Source organism: Microbacterium sp. STN6 (genome assembly GCF_026410545.1).
GTDB lineage: Bacteria > Actinomycetota > Actinomycetes > Actinomycetales > Microbacteriaceae > Root112D2.
In genome coordinates this window covers 827,531-843,536 of record NZ_JAPMIT010000001.1, presented here as the reverse complement: position 1 = coordinate 843,536, position 16,006 = coordinate 827,531, and the positions used below count along the sequence as shown (strand labels likewise).

The following is a 16,006-nucleotide window of genomic DNA, read 5'->3' as shown; positions in this document are numbered from 1 at the left end:
CCTGATTGGGGGTACACCACCCGTGGATCGAAGGCGATGACAGATCGAAGGGGATCTATGAAGCTCAAGAAGCTCACGACAACGCACACCGGCCGCATTCTGCTCGCGGCCGTTCCCGTCGCGGTCGTCTCGACCGTGATGATGGCCGGCGTGGCGCACGGCGACGTACCCGTGTCGTTCGCGGTCTCGGGCAGCCAGTTCCAGATCGGCGCCTCCCAACTCGACGGCACCGGGTTCTCTCAGTACGCGGGAGTCATGAATGACACGGCGGGCAAGCCTCACCAGGTCGCGGTGGCGAACATCGCTTCGGCCAAGCTGACCGACCTGTGCCAGTCCGTCGTCACCGACACCCCCATGGGCAAGATCGGCATGCTCATCACGGCGGGCGGCGGCGGCACGCCGGCAACGGCCACCGACCTGCAGATCGGCATGACCGACCTCGCGGGCAACGCCAGCTTCAACAACATTCGCATCGGCGTGGACGCCTCCACGGTCAACACGAGCCACAAGGGGGCCGCGGGAGACTTTGCGCAGGATGCGGACAGCATCTCGATCTCCAACCTTCAGCAGACCGCGTGGAGCACGCAGGCCTCGGTATTCACGCTGAACGGCATGCACGTGCAGCTGACTGACGGCAGCAAGGGATGCTTCTAGCCGATGCGTCTTTCTGGCAAGCCTGCTGAGCGGGCGCGGAGGCGAGCGGCGCCGGCGCGCGACGGGGCTGACCGCGACGGGGCTGACTCAAAAGCGACCGGCGGACGATGGCGCGCGTTCGCCGCCTGGCGCCGGCGTCGCCCCTTCCTCGGCGGCGTTCTCACGGTGCTCGCCGGCATTGAGATCTTCTTCTCGGGCCAGCTCGACATCGGCAAGATCCACGTTCATGTGGGCATCGAGGGGCTGCAGGCCACCATCATTCCGGTGCTGCTCGTGCTGCTCGGTATCCTCGTGATCGCCATGCCGGCGCACCGCATCTTCTACGGCGTCATCGCGCTTGTCGTCTCCGTCTACTCGCTCGTCGGCGTGAACCTCGGCGGATTCTTCATCGGCATGCTGCTCGGCGCCGTCGGCGGCGTGATCACCGTGGCATGGATGCCGAAACGCGGCAACATGGTCGCCTCAGGCGACGGGGTTGCGGGCGATGGAGTTGCGGGCGACGGGGTTGCGGGCGATCGAGCCGCCGAGGGTGGCGAGGGTGCCGAACGTGCCGAACGTGCCGAACGTGGCGACGGTGGCGACGATGACCATGAGCGGGACGCGAACGCTGGGCACGAGTCTCGCCGTCTGGCCCGGATGCGCCCGCGCACACCCTGGCGCGGCGCGCACGGCCGTGCTGCCGTCGCACTCGTGCTCGCCGCCTCCCTCACGGGAGTCGGCGCGGCCGCAGCTCCGGACCAGGCACGGGCGGGCCTGTGTATCCCGATCCTCATGCACTGCTCCTCCCCAGCGCCCTCCCCCACACCCTCCGACTCGCCCACGGGCGGCGGCGCGTCGACGGGAGGGTCGGCCACGAACGATCCGGGGCCCGGCGACGGGGGCGGCAGCGCGGGAGGCGCCACGGGCGGCGGTGCGAGTTCCGACGGCACGACGCCCGCGACGCCGGCGCCGCAGGGGTCGGCCATCCGCGACGCAGGGGCGCCGATCTTCACGCTGCCCGCGGCCCGGCTGGGAGGCAAGTCGATCTCGTTCACGGGCATCCCGACCGTGCAGCTCGTGACGGTGCAGCTGATCGACGGCCGAACCGTCCCGGTGCTCAAGCTGTCGGCCGACAGCATCCAGATCGACGGCTTCAGCCTCGACGTCGGCAAGCAGACCGGCCCGGTGCTGGTCACGCACGCCGACCGCATGCAGCTGCGCGGCCACGTGCAGGTGTACGTCGACTCGCTCTCGGCGACCCTCGGCGACGGAACCACGATCGCCCTCGGCACCGACACCACGAGCCCGACACCGCAACTGCCATCGAGCCTGCTCACCGTGAACCTCGGGCTGGTGGGCGTCACCGCAGACTCCATCACGTTCACGCCGACGCACCAGGTGTTGAAGGGATGAGCGGCCGGGCGTCGTGACAGGCTTGGTGCCGTGCAGGCCGGGTGTCGTGACAGGCTTGGTGTCGTGACGACCATCATCGGCGACGACGGTCTGGCCCGACCGCCCTGGGCCGCGACCGACCCCCTGCTGCGCGAGTACTACGACACCGAGTGGGGCATGCCCGTGCGCGATGAGCACGGACTGTACGAGCGCATCAGCCTGGAGGCGTTCCAGTCGGGGCTGTCGTGGGCGACGATCCTGCGCAAGCGGCCTGCGTTCCGGGCCGCGTTCGCCGGCTTCGACCCCGAGAGCGTGGCCGCCTTCACCGATGCCGATGTCGACCGGCTGCTCGCCGACGCCGGCATTGTGCGCAACCGGCTGAAGATCCGCGCGGCCATCACGAACGCACGCGCGACCGTCGACCTGCGCGAGCGCGGCGGCCTCGTCGACGTCGTCTGGTCTTTTCAACCGGATGCGACCCCAGCGCCCCGCACGATCACCGACATCCCGACCAGCTCACCCGAGTCGGTTGCGTTGGCGAAGGCCCTGCGCCGGGAGGGTTTCGTGTTCGTGGGACCGACGACCATGTACGCGCTCATGGAGGCGATCGGCATGGTCGATACGCACCTGGTTACGAGCCACCGCCGCGGCAGCTCCGGCGTCTGGCCGGGGGCCTGAGTCCTCAGCCCTCAGCCCTCGGCCCTCAGCCGTGCCCTCCTCAGCCCTCAGCCGCGCCCTCGTGCATAGCGCAGGAGAAACCGGGCAACACGCCGCGGCGGAACGCGCGACACGCCGCGACGGCCCCGATTCCTCCTGAATACTGCACGGCCGGGAGTGATCCCGACGCACGCGCTAGTTTGGGGTGATGCAGACGAGCAGCCCCAGCCAGCAGGGAGTCGACGCCGACGGCATCCTTCGCCTTATCGACGCTCTTGACGCCGACCCCGGGCAGAACCCGCACAGCCTCATGATCGTTCGGCATGGGCGGATCGTCGCATCCGGCTGGTGGGCGCCATACGCGAGGGATCGGCCGCACCTGCTGTACTCCCTGAGCAAGAGCTTCACGTCGACGGCCGCCGCCTTCGCCGTTGCCGAGGGGCTGATTGATCTCGATACGCCCGTCATCGACTACTTTCCCGAGTTCGCCGACGACATCGTCGACCCGCGCAGCCGTTCGATGCTCGTGCGGCACGTGGCTTCCATGTCGAGTGGCCACACGTCCGACACACTCGACGCGGCGATGGCGAACGATCCGACCAACCTGGTGCGAGGGTTCCTGCTCGTGCCGCCCGATCGCGACCCCGGCACGATCTTCGCCTACAACCAGCCGGCGACATACACGCTCGCGGCCATCATCCAGAAGCGGGCGGGGCAGACGCTCGTCGAGTACCTGCGCCCGCGCCTGTTCGACCCGCTCGACCTGCCGCCCCTCGGCTGGCAGGAGGTGCCGGCCGGCCGCAATCTCGGCTTCACGGGCCTGCATGCCCCCACCGACGCCATTGCCCGCCTCGGGCAGCTGTACCTGTCGCGCGGCCGCTGGGGCGAGACGCAGCTGATCCCCGCCGAGTGGGTCGACGATGCCACGCACGCCCACATTCCGACCGCCGCCGAACCCGGCATCACGCCCACCACCCCGCCGCTGCCCGACTGGTCGCTCGGCTACGGCTTTCAGTTCTGGATCTCGCAGCACGGCTACCGCGGCGACGGCGCCTTCGGCCAGTTCTGCGTGGTACTGCCCGAGCACGACGCCGTCATCGCCTTCACCGGCGCCACCGTCGAGATGCAGCGCACGCTCGAGCTGTTCTGGCAGCATCTGGTGCCCGCCTTCGGCAGCGAACCGCGCGAGCGCACGGGCGCCGACCAGCGGCTGCTCGATCGCCTGGCGGACCTCCGCGTCGCCCCCGTTTCAACACCCAAGCGGATGCTGCAGCCGCACCCCGCCCGCAGCGCCGACTGGGAGCACGCCCACCTTCAGCCGTTGCCGTCCGCCCCGCGGAACGCGCCGACGCCGGAGGCCGTCGAGGTGCTCCGCGTCGGCGACGAGTGGCGGATCGCTCTCGTTGACGCCAGCGGGCGCATCGAGGCGCGGCTCGGGAACGGCGACTGGGCTGTGACCCACGAGGCGCCCGCTCCCCCCGTTGCCGTCGAGGGCGGCTGGAGCAGCGGCAACGGCAATGGCCGCAACGACAGCGATAGCCACGACGGCGACGGCGACACCCTGCGCTTCGACGTCATCTTCCTCGAGACGCCGCACCGGCTGCGGCTCACGTGCTCGGCCCGTAAGGGAACGTTCGCCGCCTCGTGGTCGACCGTGCCGCTGGCGGACGCATCCGCTCGCCTGCACGATCTGCAGTCGCCGTCGCCTCGAGGGTGAGGCCGTCGCCTCGAGGGTGAGGCCGCGCGTAACCGCTACTGGACGCAGAGGCAGAAGGGGTGCCCGGCGGGGTCGAGAAAGACCCGGAACGTCGTTCCCGGCTGCAGCTCGGCCTTCGTGGCGCCACGCTCGAGTACCGCGGCCTCGGCCTGGTCCAGGTCGCGCACCATGAGGTCGAGGTGCATCTGCTGCGGCACGGCCTGCCCGGGCCACTCGGGCGCGCGGTAGTCCTCCACCTGCTGAAACGAGATGCAGTTGTTGCCGTCTTCGGGTCGGATGTCTGCCCACCCGTCGTCACCGACGCTCACGTTCCAGCCGAGCACGTCGCCATAGAAGGCGGCGAGCGCGGGCGCATCCGGGCAGTCGAGAACAACACTGGGGAAAGCCGCGATGGTCATGTGGGGCAAAGTACCACCGCGAATGTCACGCCACCAGACCCGGCGAACGCACAAAAGACCCAGCGAACGCACAGAAGACCCGGCGAACGCACAGAAGACCCGGCGAACGCACAGAAGGCCCGGCGCGCCGGGCACACGATCAGGTGCCGGGCCCGCTCGCGCTCACTCGTCGACGACGATGCCCAGGTGAGCGGCGAAGGTGTCGGCGAGCTGAGCAACCTGCACGGAGCTCATCGTCGCGCCGCGCAGGCCGGGCATGATTCCTCTGATGGCGTGCAGCTGCGCATCCCGAAGGTCGACGTTCTTCAGCTCGGCCTGCGTCACGTCGAGGCTCGCGACGCTCGTGCCAGCGAAGGCCACCCGCTTGGCCTTCGCGCCGCCCAGGTCGAGCTCGTCGATCACGCAGTCGACGAAGAGCACATCGAGCAGTCTCGCCCCGCGCAGGTTGAGGAAGCCGAGCTTGCAGTTCTCGACGCGAACCGACTGCCAGCTCGCGTCGTAGAGCTCGCCCGACCCGATTCTCGAGCCGCTCACGACCACGTCCCGAAACCGGGAGCGGGCGGCGCTGAGCACCGGGGCGTTCACGCGCTCCATCGTGGTTTCGATGACGGATGCGCGTTGCAGGTCTGCCTGATGCAGGCTCACGTCGATGAACTCACACTCACTGAATGTGGCGTCGCTCAGATCGCGCCCGGTGAGGTCGAGGCCTGAGAACCGCTTGCCCTCCTCTTGGAACGCCGAGTGCCCGAGCTCGGCGCCATCGTCATCGACCAGTCCCGAGAGCCGGACCGGGTCGATGCGCGGCGCGAGTGTCGTCGTGCGTTGTGCCATGCCGACCTCGCCTTCCCTTTGGTCAGTGCACCTGTCGGGTGCGTCACCAAGTCTTGCAGCCAGCATGTCAGTTCGTCGACAGTCTGCCGCGTCGCAAGGACGGCACGCGCTCACGTTGGCAAGAAGAGCGCGTGCCGCCGCGCATCACCGGAGTCAGTTCGTTCGAGCGCCCCGGCGGTTCGGCTGCTCGACGGGAGCGGCATCGATGAACGTGCTTGCGATGCGCCGCTCATCGACCTCGAGCCAGATATGCAGTCGCGCGGGTCCGCCAGGCGCCGGCAGCTTCAGAGCTACCGGTTCGCTTACCCGATACGGCGTGACAGCAGCGTGCACTTCATCCGCCACGGCACCGGTCACGACAGAGGCTAGTTGTGAGCCTGCCGCGCCCCATGCCGCCCGAACCACGCCCGCTATGCGATTCGGTCCATGGTGAGAGACACGAACGTCGAGACGCAGAGGCGCGCCGGGAACGGGAATGTCGGCTCCCGCCCTCTCCGGAACCAGATCGACGATGATCACGGTCGGCGCATTCACCAGCGCCGGCGTCAGTCCGCCCCAATCCTTCGGGCGCCTCTCCGCGTCGAGCAGCCCCGCCATCTCATGCTCGACGTCGGCCAGTTCGGTGTACACGTATCCCGCGAACCGGTCGTGGCGCCGGATCTCCTGCGTCTGCCAGCGCACGTGCCACGCGCGCTCGAGGCTGGTGAAACCGGCACCGAATTCGCTGTTCAGGATCGGGATCCCCGTGCGCGGCATGGCCTCGTCTCCGTAGAACCCCTTGTCGACGATGAAGTCAGGCCCGAGCTTAACCTCGAAGCTCTCGCTCTCGCCGCTCGCCAGCGCGGCGACGTTCGTCGCCCACGCGGCAGGATCCTCGTCGTAGTAGTGCCAGTCGACAAGATCAGTTCGAACATGGCCCCACCCAGAGTTCTCGACGATCGGCCGACTGTCATCAAGCTTTCGCATCACGTCATACGCATGGGTTGCCGCCGCCGCCCGCTCAGGGCTGCCGGGAATGTCCCAATCCAGGCCCCACTCTTCGTTGTAGAGGCCCCACACCACGATCGACGGGTGGTTGCCGTCGCGCCGCACGAGATCAGGAAGCTGCGCTTCAAATGCCGCTGCTGCCGCGGGCGAGTATCGGCTCGGACAGGCGGGCTCACACCAGGTGAGCATGCCCATCTGGTCGGCGTAGTGCAGCCAACGCGGTTCTTCAAACTTGAGATGCTTGCGCACCAGATTGAAGCCGAGTTCTTGCGCGAGTTCGAGGTCGTGCAGCAGCGCCGCGTCTGTGGGAGCAGTGAGCCCGGACTCTGACCAATAGCCCTGGTCGAGCACACCGCGCACGTAAAGCCGATCTCCGTTCAGGTACAACTCCTCTCCCCGCGTCTCGATGCGCCGCAGCCCCGTTGTGGCCCGCACATGATCCGCGCCGGCACCAGTGCCCACGGTGAAGTCGACCTCGTAGAGATACGGATGCTCGGGGCTCCACGTCTTCGGATCACGCAACTCGATCTGCCCCCCGAAGCGCCCCTCGGCGTCGGTGCGAAAGGCCGCTTCCTGTCCATCTACCCGCGCGATCACCACGGTATCTGCCGGGCGATCACCGACGAGAGAGCCGTGCACCGCTATCGCGGTCAGGGAGTCGCCTCGCAGCTGCGCGGCGGAGAGGTAGGTGCGTCCTCGCGCCTCCAGCCACACCGACTGCCAGATTCCTGATGTCGGCGTGAACGAGACGCCGTCGTAGTCGTCGCGAGGAATGGATCTCTGCTTGCCATGCGGGATCTGTCGCTTATCCGCGGGCGCGTGCACCTCGACGGCAAGCTCGGCAGATCGGCCTGGTACAACGAGTTCGGTGATGTCGAACTCGAACGATGTGTACCCGCCTGAATGAGTCCCGATGAGAGCTCCGTCGATGAAGACGCGAGCGGAATGATGCACTGCCCCGAAGTTCAGCACGACGCGGAACGACGCCCATTCCTGCGGCACGGTGAGTGACCGACTGTAGGTCGCAGCTTCAAGCCACGTTCTGCGAACGCCCGAGGCCTCCGTCTCCCAGGCGAACGGCACGAGAATCGTCTCTGCGCCTCCTGCGGTCGGCTCGAAGCTCCACTCACCGTTGAGAGTGAGCCAGCGGTCAGAGCGATCGAAATCGGGCCTCGGGTACTCGGGCTTGGGAACGGACATGAAGGGGGAGCCTTTCGGTTCAGTGTTCGGCACCGTGGTCAGCCTTTGACGCTGCCGGCGAGAATGCCGTTGATGAAGTGCTTCTGGAGCACGATGAACAGGATCAGAAGGGGAACGAGCGCGATGGAGCTCGCGGCGAGCAACTCCCCGGTGACGGTCGCATAGTCCGCTCCCACCTTGTGTCCTGTGATGTTCTGCGCAAGCGTCGACAACACGACCTGCAAGGTGGCCATCTTGCTTGAACTCGCAACGACGACTGGCCATACGAAGTCGTTGTAGATGTTCATGATGGTGAGCACGGCAAGCCCGGCCAGGCCCGGTCGGATCACTGGGACGACGACACGCCAGAAGATCCCGAATTCACCGCATCCATCGACCCGCGCGGCGTCGAGGAGCTCGTCCGGAACGGCTGAGATGACCTGCCTCATCCAGAAGATCGCGAAGGCGTCTACCGACCCGGGCAGAATCAGGGCCTGGTACGTATTCACCCAGCCAAGCTGCTTCATCTCGAGCAGCAGCGGGATGATGAGCACGATGGTCGGCAACATCAGCGTGAGCAGCACGGTGCCGAAGATCGCGTTCTTGCCGCGGAAGTCGTACTTCGCGAAGGCGTAGGCCGCCAGAGGCGCGCAGAACAGGGTGATCGCGCCCTTGATGACGAGCACAACGGCCGTGTTGAGGAATCCCGAGCCGATCGGAACGTCGTGGAACATGCCGCGGAAATTGTCGAGGGTGAGACCTCTGAGGTCGAGGCCGAGCGGGTCACTGATGATCTCGGCCGCCGGCTTGAAGGCCGAGACGAGCGCCCAGGCCACCGGCGCGAGGAATGCGAGCGTGAGAATGAGAAGGAAGACGTTCGAGCCGACGAGTGGTCTGCGGTGCGCTCGACGTGTTGGCACGGCGGTGGCAGTCATTGTTCAGTCCTTCGCCCTCAGCAGCCGCACGAAGCCCAACGACAGAGCCATCACGATGATCACGAGAAGGAACGAGTTGGCCGCGCCGGTTCCGAGGTCAGCTCGGTTGATGTGGTTGTACAGGTAGAGGCCTGCCGTCGTGGTCGAGTTGTAGGGGCCGCCCTTGGTCACGACGAATGGCTCAGCGAACATCTGGAACACCGCGAGGGTCTGGAGCACGACGGCGAACATGATCGTTCGCCTCAGCAGCGGAACGGTGATGCTCCACACTTGCCGCGGTCGATTCGCTCCGTCGATCGAGGCCGCCTCATAGACGTTCGAATCGATCGCCTGAAGCCCCGATAAAAGAATGATGATGATGAAGCCGCTTGTCTTCCAGAGGAAGAGCAGTGCGAGAGTCGGCTTGGCCCATACGCTCGTGACCAGCCACCCGACATCCGGCAGGCCTATCAGATTCAGAAGCCCGTTGACTGCCCCATAGTTCTGGTCGAAGAGAACGATCCAGATCTGGGCGACCGCGACGAGCGGGGTGACGAACGGCACAATGAACGCGACACGGTAGAAGCCGCGAAGCCGCAGCTTTGCATTGTCGAGTAGTACAGCGACGATGACAGAGAGCACGATCTGAACCGGAACGATCAGCAGCCAGAGCATGCCCGAGTTCGCGAGCGATCCCCAGAACGCATCACTTCTCAGCAGGTAGGTGTAATTGCCGAGACCGACCCACTGCGCCGCTCCCGAGCCGTGCCAGTTCGTGAAGCTCAATCGCAACGTGAACAGCAGCGGATACACACTGAACGCGAGGAAGATGGCGATGAACGGCAACACGAACAGATACGGCGCGACCGCCCTGCGCATGGAGTAGCCCCGACGTGACTTCCACGTTTCGAGAGGTACGGCTGTCGTTGTCGTCACTGGTATTCCTTGGTGCAGCGATGGGTGCAGTGAGTGGATCGGTCTCGGGGCTTCACTGGCGATCGATCAGGTTCGCCTGGATGTCCTTCGATGATTGATCGATCACCTGCTGAGGCGTCAGCGAGCCGTCGAGCATCTTCTGGATGTTGTTGCCGAGGTAGTCGACGGCACCGGACCACCATGACGGGATTGGCGCACCACCCGGGATCTCCTTGCCTGCCTTGATCGCAGTGGACCACAGGTCCTGGTTGCCCATCTCCTTGATGGGCTGGAAGAGCGGCTGGTCAGGATCCGCGGCCGGCTCGTACGCCGGTATCGACGTGTTCAGCCCACCGGGGTAGATATCGTTCGGCCCGTACACCGCCGTGTAGCCAGCCTTGTCATACATCAGGAACTTGTAGAAGAGCCACGCCAGCTGCGAGTTCTTGCCCGCTTTGGGTAGCACAAATGATGATCCGCCCATTGCGCCGCTTCTGGCACCACCCGCGGTCCAAGCCGGAAGCGGCATTGCCCGCCAATCTCCCTTTGTCTTGGTCAGCTGCTGCTGTGGTGCGAAATCGAACCAGATCGACCACGGGTAGAAGACTTCGTCGGACGAGTCAAGAGCGCCGACGTCACTTGGGCTCAGATATTCCGCCCGAGTTCCCAGACCCTGCTTCTGCACGCCATCGAGCCAGCCCAGGATCTGCTTGTACTGAGGAGAATCCAGCCTCAGCTTCCCGTTCTTGTCTGCAAGGCTGGTGCCCAGCTGGTTCGCGTACATTTCGAGTTGCAGTTGGCCGAGAAAAGCGCTCTGCTCAAGGTGAATCGGCTTTGACGACGGCTTGAACGACTGATACTGCTTTGCGGCAGCGATCAAATCGTCGTACGTCTTGATGCTTGCAGCGTCGATTCCGGCCTCCTCCAGCGCCTTGGCGTTGTAGAAGAGCAGCCCCGGGTCCAGGTCGAACGGTACGCCATAGATGCCGCCGTTCACCGTGTTAACGTCGACCTTCTGCGGCGCGATGTCCTTGGTGTAGGGCGCGAGCACAACCTTGAGGTTCCAGAGGTAGTCCGCGTAACCGCCCACCTTCGCGTCGTCAAGGAACACGCCGTCGGGCACATCGGTACCGGTGATGAGCGTGTTCTGCAGCTTCGCGTCGATGTCGACGGCCTCATGGTGCACGGTGATTCCCGGATACTTCTTGTTGAACTCAGAAATCGCCGCGTCGAACACGTTGAAAAGATCACCGGATCGGTCCCAGATCGTGATCTCTCCCTTCGGCGACTTGGCAGAGGGCGCTGTGAGCATCGATGCCGATGCGGTGGAATCGTTCGAGTCTCCTGAGCTGATCTCCGGGCCGCAGCCCGTGAGCCCCACGGCGACGAGCGCCGCCGTTCCCAAAGCGAGGAGGCGCGCGACAGGAATCCTGCGCCTCGCCGTGAATGCGGTCTTCATGACACTCCCTTGTGCAGAGGACCCGCGCGGATGCTCGGGCCCGAATTCGGGTACTCGCGTCCCACAGATGCAGGACCGTTTGCCAACGTGTGCAAAACGCTACAGCATGTTTGCATACGTTGCAAACGCTAGTATGTGCTGAGAAGCAGAGGGCAGGGGGCACGATGGCAGCAACACTTCGCGACGTCGCGGAGCACGCAAAGGTATCAGTGCGAACGGTATCGAACGTCGTCAGTGGTTACACCCACGTCAGCCCTGGGATGCGTGAGCGGGTTCAACTCGCTATTGAGGAATTGGACTACCGGCCTAATCCTGTCGCTCGCACGCTTCGCACGGGCCGCACCGGACTTCTCGCACTCGTCGTGCCGGAGATCGACGTGCCATACTTCAGCGAACTCGCGCGTGACGTCATCAATGCCGCAGCCCGCGTCGGATACCAGGTGATGATCGATCAGACGGGCCACGACCACGATCGTGAGCAGGATCTCCTTCGCGGCGCCGACCGGAGCATGCTTTTCGACGGGATGCTCTTTGCGCCGCTCGCAACCGAGGATGAGCTGGTCGATGTCAACGCTTCCCAGACGATGCCCCTCATCCTCCTCGGCGAGCACACGTTTGACGGCCGATTCGATCATGTTGCCATCGACAATGTGCAGGCGGCACACGATGCGACGTCGCATCTATTGCAGCTCGGCCGCCGTCGGATCGCCGCCATCGGAGCGCAGCCGAAGGAGCACTACGCGACGCCGCTTCAACGCACAGAAGGATTCAGCAAAGCGCTCAATGAGGCGGGGCTCGCGCACGAGCCGGCTCTCGTGCGAACGGCCGCGCATTACAGCCGAGCCGACGGTTATGCCGCCGCCGCATCCCTACTTACGGAATCGCCACGCCCTGATGCGGTGTTCTGCTACTCCGACCTACTTGCCATGGGCGCTGTGCGAGCCATCTTCGACGCCGGCTTGAGAGTTCCGGAAGACGTGGCGGTCATCGGAATCGACGACATCGAAGAAGGGCGATATGCTCGCCCGTCACTCAGTACCGTCTCTCTCGATACCCCGTATATCGCCGAGCAGGCGGTCGCCCGAATCGCCGCACGAATCGAAGACCCCGATCTGCCCACCAAGGAAATCGTGGCGCCACACTCGCTCATCGCCCGCGAGAGCACGTCGGGAAAGCGGCCCGAATAGGGCGGCAGCCCACGCGGGCGCGCGGGCTCAACGCGCCGTCGCGAGCCGCACCGGGGTCGGCTGCCCCTCCCACGTGCCCACGAGTTCGTGTTCGCCGGGCTCGAGCGACCCTGCGGGGGCGGCCAGCGGCATCCGCTCGATCGCCACAACGCGAGGGCCGGCGCGCATCTGGGTCGTCGCGCCGCGCGTCTCGGGCTCGACCGCACGCAGTGGCTCCATCTCTGCCGCGTCGCCGCTGCCCCAGACGTGCGTGTCGCTCGGCTTGGTCTCCCGGCGGCCGTCGACCTCGTAGAAGAGCTCAGCCTCGGACGCCCCGGTGAGGATCGTGAGGGCGAGTGCACTCGCATGGACGGGGTCACCGCCGGCATCGTAGGTGTAGCGGGTGCCGAGCACGGAGTGCTCCATGGTGCCGATGAGCCACCGCTCGGCCCCGGCCAGCGGCGCATCACGGTAGGTCAGCGGAACCTGGTACAGCCCCCCGCTCTCGGGCCGCACGAGCAGAGTCTCCATGCCGACCCGCCCGTCGGGGTCGTCGAAGCGGAAGGCGGCAACCCGCGTGAGCGCGAGCCAGCTCGCGCCATCCGCTGTGTACCAGGGCTGCGACGGCAGCCAGCCGCCCACGAGTTCGAGTTTGCTCGGCCGCAGTTCGGCCCGATGCAGGAGAGCCATGCCTCGAGACTAGCCGCGAGCGGCCGCGACGTTGTCTCGCCTGCGACTATGCGTCGGGGTTCAGACGGCGGATGCGCGCTGTCAACACGGTGGCGAACGCGCACCAGGCGGCGTACGGCACGAGCGCCCAGCCGAGCCCGGGCGACACCCTGCCCGCCCGGCGCACGAGATCGCCGCTGCTCACGGCCAGTCCGGCTGCGGCGGCAAGGGCGAGCGGGATGTTGCGCGACCGGAAGAACGCCCACGACCAGCCACCGTTGAGCAGTAGGTTCAGCAGCAACGCGCTGCGGTAGCCGCGGGTGGGGTGGTGCTCGAGGCTCGCTTTGACGCTCGTGTGGGGCTGCGTACTGACGGCGAAGCCGTCGGCATCCGTCTGTACGTCACCGACGACGTCGACGGCGAGCGCCGCATTCGCCGCGTTCAGGGCTCGCGCTGCCGCCTTGGCCCGTTTGCGGGCGGTCAGCACTCCCGCGGAGGCCAGAGCGATGCCTGTGTAGAGGGTGGTCCAGACGATGGGGAACACCTCGCGCGGCGGCTGGATCGACGGTTTGTTCAGCTTGCGATACCAGCGGCTGTCGACCCCGCGGCTCGCCACCGACCCGACGAGTGCCGTCGCAGCCGTGAGCGTGCCTGTCACGATGAGCTTCTTCACGAACACGGCTTTCCCGCCTTTCGTCGGCACCGACGCGGGCGTGCGTGCTGGTGCATTCGCCGCCCATGCTACGTCGCGACACGCGCCGCGCAAGGCCGAGCACAGCTGTGGTCCTCGAGACTCGTCGGCGGTCGTCGCTATCGCCCGGCGCGCCAATTCGCCACACTCACCTGCCAGGCCACGCGCTATCCGGGCAGGCCAGGGTGCGCATCGAGGAGCTTTTCCAGCAGCTTTTGCAACTGCTCGGATTCCGCGGCGGAAAGCTTCATGGCGAGCTCTGCCTGCGCGACATCAGTTGCCGCCTGCAACTCCTCCAGGTAGCGCCGCCCGCTGGGAGTGATCGTGACAACGTTGCGCCTACGGTCGGCAGGATCGGTCGTACGGCTGATGTGGGCGTTGTCGTCGAGGCGCGTGGTAATGCCATTTATGCGGTTGCGGTCGAGGCCCAGTCGGCGGCCGAGGTCGGCCTGACTGATGGGCCCGTATTCCTCCAGAGCGGCCAAGACGGCGAAGTCGGCCCGTCCCGTCGCGGGGATCCGTGCCCCGGTCAGTCGTGTTCCGACGATGTCGGCCTTGTTCACCTGCCAACTCAGGAGCGCCCGCAGTCGGGCCGGGGGTTGGGTCGCGTCGTTATCAGCCACGCCGCCATCATAACCGTTGCTACCGGCAACGAATGTGTTATCGTTGTCGAGCACAACGTTGCTGGATACAACGAAGCGGATTCGAGGTTTGGAGACCCGATGAGTGAAGCCCACTGGAAGACACCCGAACTTATCGGTCACCGGGTCCTGGTGCCCGGTGGCACCGGGGCGGTTGGAGAAGGCGTCGTACGCGCGTTCCTCGCGGCAGGCGCAGAGGTGATTGTTCCCACGCGGTCAGAGGAGCGGGCGAACGAGTTCCGCGCCTTGCTGGGCCGGATCGCCGATGAGCATCTGCATCTGATCGTGCACGACTACACCACGTTCGCCGGAGCACAGGACCTTGTCGATCAGATCGTGCGCTTCCGTGGCGGCCTCGATTCCGTCGTCGCGCCGATCGGGGGGTGGTGGCAGGGGCGAACTCTTGCTGAGATCACCGAGGACGATTGGCACGCCGCGTTCACCGGCCTGGCAACCACGCACATGGCGGTGCTGCGTGCGGCACTTCCGCGCCTGAACGACCAGGGCGCCTACACGATCATCGTGGGCGACTCTGCGACCTGGCCCGTTCCCGGCAGCGGCCTGGTGAGCATGGAGCAGGCTGCACTGCTGATGATGCAGCGCGTCGCTGCCGCCGAGGCCGGAGAATCTCGGCGGGTGTTCTCCCTCGTCCTCGGGCCGGTCTCCACCCGCCTTGCGGAGGGTGCGGTCGATGCGGGCGATGTCGGTAAGGTGGCCGTCGCGATCACGGCCAGCACGGCGCCGAGCGCCTCGATCGGCCTGCACGGACCGGATGAGGTCGACAGCGCCCTCGCCCGACTCGCGACCGAGACCGCGACCGCGATCGGGGCCCCGTCATGATCCTCGTCACCACGGCCGGGAAGGTCGGCGCTCACACTGCTAGGATCCTTGCCTCGGCAGGCCAGCCCGTGCGCGTCATTGTTCGGAGCCCAGAGGCGCACCAGGATCTCGCGGCCGCCGGAATCGAGCTATTCCGCGGCAACCTCGACCAGCCTGATTCGATAGCCGAAGCGCTCGCCGACGTTCAGTCGGCCGTGCTGGTATCGCCGGCCGTGCCAGCGCAGGAGATCGCCGTCATCGATGCCGCACGCAAGGCCGGCGTGGCGCACGTGACGAAGATCACCAGCGACGCCGCGCCAGACTCGCCCATCCAGCGCCGCCGGGATCACTACCGCATCGAGGTGGCACTAGCGGAGTCTGGAATTCCGCACACGCTGCTCAGGGCGAACGCGTACATGCAAAATCTCCTCGCCCTGGCACCCGCCATTGCGGCCAACTCGGAGTTCACGTCCTCCACCGGCGACGGCCGCATCGGCATGGTCGATGCCCGCGACGTCGCCACGGTCGCGGCAGTCATCGCTCCCTCACCCGCCGAACACGCCGGGAAGACGTATCGGCTCAGCGGGCCGGCACGCGTTTCCTACGACGACGTCGCCGACCAACTCACCACGATTCTGGGCCGCACCATCACCCACCGGCGCATCACCACGGAAGAGCAAGAGGCCGCAATGGTCGAGCTGGGCCTGCCGACGCCCGTCGCACACGCCAACGCGCAGGCACTTGAGCTCTTCGCTCACGGCGACTCCGACTGGACCAGCCCCGACGTCGAACGCATTGCGGGCCGGCCCGCCACCAGCTTCTCCCTGTTCGCGACCGATCACGCCGGCCGGTTCTCCCGGGCCGACGCATAGCAGGGCTGCGGGGCGAGGGTCGACGGTCGTCACCGATTCGACCGGCTGGCCGGTCGCCGCACGCCG

The 16,006-nt window shown here is 66.3% G+C and carries 16 protein-coding genes; 7 read left to right on the top strand and 9 right to left on the bottom strand.

Going from position 1 to position 16,006, the window contains the following annotated elements:
* The first annotated feature begins 57 nt into the window (after positions 1-57).
* The 4 genes from OSC27_RS03860 to OSC27_RS03845 all read left to right on the top strand — a co-directional run bounded on the left by OSC27_RS03860 (position 58) and on the right by OSC27_RS03845 (position 4,399).
* Positions 58-654 carry a DUF6230 family protein gene (locus OSC27_RS03860; RefSeq protein ID WP_267180082.1) on the top strand — a complete coding sequence of 199 codons (597 nt, stop codon included), beginning with the start codon at positions 58-60 and terminating at the stop codon, positions 652-654.
* Between the two features lie 165 nt (positions 655-819).
* Entirely contained in the window at positions 820-2,046 is a 1,227-nt protein-coding gene (locus OSC27_RS03855) for a DUF6114 domain-containing protein (protein ID WP_416348806.1), read from the top strand.
* 63 nt (positions 2,047-2,109) lie between these two features.
* Positions 2,110-2,703 (top strand): DNA-3-methyladenine glycosylase I, encoded by a 594-nt coding sequence (locus tag OSC27_RS03850; RefSeq protein ID WP_323373909.1) that lies wholly within the window; start codon positions 2,110-2,112, stop codon positions 2,701-2,703.
* Positions 2,704-2,890: 187 nt separating this feature from the next.
* Positions 2,891-4,399, top strand: coding sequence for a serine hydrolase domain-containing protein (locus OSC27_RS03845; protein ID WP_267180080.1), 1,509 nt, complete (start codon positions 2,891-2,893; stop codon positions 4,397-4,399).
* Positions 4,400-4,434: 35 nt separating this feature from the next.
* Here OSC27_RS03845 and OSC27_RS03840 read toward each other — a convergent pair whose 3' ends face one another.
* From OSC27_RS03840 to OSC27_RS03815, 6 genes are all read right to left on the bottom strand, one after another.
* The gene (locus OSC27_RS03840) at positions 4,435-4,797 is read right to left on the bottom strand and encodes a VOC family protein (RefSeq protein ID WP_267180079.1); all 363 of its coding nucleotides are present in this window, start codon (positions 4,795-4,797) and stop codon (positions 4,435-4,437) included.
* A 162-nt stretch (positions 4,798-4,959) separates the two neighbouring features.
* Entirely contained in the window at positions 4,960-5,628 is a 669-nt protein-coding gene (locus tag OSC27_RS03835) for a pentapeptide repeat-containing protein (protein ID WP_267180078.1), read from the bottom strand.
* A 153-nt stretch (positions 5,629-5,781) separates the two neighbouring features.
* Entirely contained in the window at positions 5,782-7,815 is a 2,034-nt protein-coding gene (locus tag OSC27_RS03830) for a glycoside hydrolase family 2 protein (protein WP_267180077.1), read from the bottom strand.
* A gap of 38 nt (positions 7,816-7,853) precedes the next feature.
* Positions 7,854-8,729, bottom strand: coding sequence for a carbohydrate ABC transporter permease (locus tag OSC27_RS03825; protein ID WP_267180076.1), 876 nt, complete (start codon positions 8,727-8,729; stop codon positions 7,854-7,856).
* A 3-nt stretch (positions 8,730-8,732) separates the two neighbouring features.
* Positions 8,733-9,644, bottom strand: a complete 912-nt coding sequence (locus OSC27_RS03820; RefSeq protein WP_267180075.1) for a carbohydrate ABC transporter permease — start codon at positions 9,642-9,644, stop codon at positions 8,733-8,735.
* A gap of 52 nt (positions 9,645-9,696) precedes the next feature.
* Positions 9,697-11,028, bottom strand: a complete 1,332-nt coding sequence (locus OSC27_RS03815; RefSeq protein WP_267180074.1) for an ABC transporter substrate-binding protein — start codon at positions 11,026-11,028, stop codon at positions 9,697-9,699.
* 218 nt (positions 11,029-11,246) lie between these two features.
* Here OSC27_RS03815 and OSC27_RS03810 point away from each other — a divergent pair, with 218 nt between their 5' ends.
* Positions 11,247-12,269: a LacI family DNA-binding transcriptional regulator gene (locus OSC27_RS03810; RefSeq protein ID WP_267180073.1), complete on the top strand. Its 1,023-nt coding sequence runs from the start codon at positions 11,247-11,249 to the stop codon at positions 12,267-12,269.
* A 27-nt stretch (positions 12,270-12,296) separates the two neighbouring features.
* Here OSC27_RS03810 and OSC27_RS03805 read toward each other — a convergent pair whose 3' ends face one another.
* The 3 genes from OSC27_RS03805 to OSC27_RS03795 form a co-directional block, all read right to left on the bottom strand.
* Complete coding sequence (locus tag OSC27_RS03805; protein WP_267180072.1) at positions 12,297-12,938, bottom strand: CG0192-related protein; 642 nt, start codon at positions 12,936-12,938, stop codon at positions 12,297-12,299.
* Between the two features lie 46 nt (positions 12,939-12,984).
* Complete coding sequence (locus OSC27_RS03800; protein WP_267180071.1) at positions 12,985-13,596, bottom strand: TspO/MBR family protein; 612 nt, start codon at positions 13,594-13,596, stop codon at positions 12,985-12,987.
* A gap of 179 nt (positions 13,597-13,775) precedes the next feature.
* Positions 13,776-14,231, bottom strand: a complete 456-nt coding sequence (locus OSC27_RS03795) for a MarR family transcriptional regulator (RefSeq protein ID WP_267180070.1) — start codon at positions 14,229-14,231, stop codon at positions 13,776-13,778.
* 99 nt (positions 14,232-14,330) lie between these two features.
* Here OSC27_RS03795 and OSC27_RS03790 point away from each other — a divergent pair, with 99 nt between their 5' ends.
* Complete coding sequence (locus tag OSC27_RS03790) at positions 14,331-15,089, top strand: SDR family NAD(P)-dependent oxidoreductase (protein ID WP_267180069.1); 759 nt, start codon at positions 14,331-14,333, stop codon at positions 15,087-15,089.
* A complete protein-coding gene (locus OSC27_RS03785; protein WP_267180068.1) occupies positions 15,086-15,940 on the top strand; it encodes an NmrA family NAD(P)-binding protein in 855 nt (284 codons plus the stop codon). The genes OSC27_RS03790 and OSC27_RS03785 overlap by 4 nt, the downstream gene beginning before the upstream one ends.
* Positions 15,941-16,006 lie beyond the last annotated feature (66 nt).

What these genes read in the sequence shown, in the direction of transcription:
- OSC27_RS03790 (WP_267180069.1), top strand. Translation starts at nt 14,331, where the DNA reads ATGAGTGAAGCCCACTGGAAGACACCCGAACTTATCGGTCACCGGGTC.
- OSC27_RS03860 (WP_267180082.1), top strand. Translation starts at nt 58, where the DNA reads ATGAAGCTCAAGAAGCTCACGACAACGCACACCGGCCGCATTCTGCTC.
- OSC27_RS03785 (WP_267180068.1), top strand. Translation starts at nt 15,086, where the DNA reads ATGATCCTCGTCACCACGGCCGGGAAGGTCGGCGCTCACACTGCTAGG.
- OSC27_RS03805 (WP_267180072.1), bottom strand. Translation starts at nt 12,938, where the DNA reads ATGGCTCTCCTGCATCGGGCCGAACTGCGGCCGAGCAAACTCGAACTC.
- OSC27_RS03810 (WP_267180073.1), top strand. Translation starts at nt 11,247, where the DNA reads ATGGCAGCAACACTTCGCGACGTCGCGGAGCACGCAAAGGTATCAGTG.
- OSC27_RS03830 (WP_267180077.1), bottom strand. Translation starts at nt 7,815, where the DNA reads ATGTCCGTTCCCAAGCCCGAGTACCCGAGGCCCGATTTCGATCGCTCT.
- OSC27_RS03840 (WP_267180079.1), bottom strand. Translation starts at nt 4,797, where the DNA reads ATGACCATCGCGGCTTTCCCCAGTGTTGTTCTCGACTGCCCGGATGCG.
- OSC27_RS03835 (WP_267180078.1), bottom strand. Translation starts at nt 5,628, where the DNA reads ATGGCACAACGCACGACGACACTCGCGCCGCGCATCGACCCGGTCCGG.
- OSC27_RS03845 (WP_267180080.1), top strand. Translation starts at nt 2,891, where the DNA reads ATGCAGACGAGCAGCCCCAGCCAGCAGGGAGTCGACGCCGACGGCATC.
- OSC27_RS03825 (WP_267180076.1), bottom strand. Translation starts at nt 8,729, where the DNA reads ATGACTGCCACCGCCGTGCCAACACGTCGAGCGCACCGCAGACCACTC.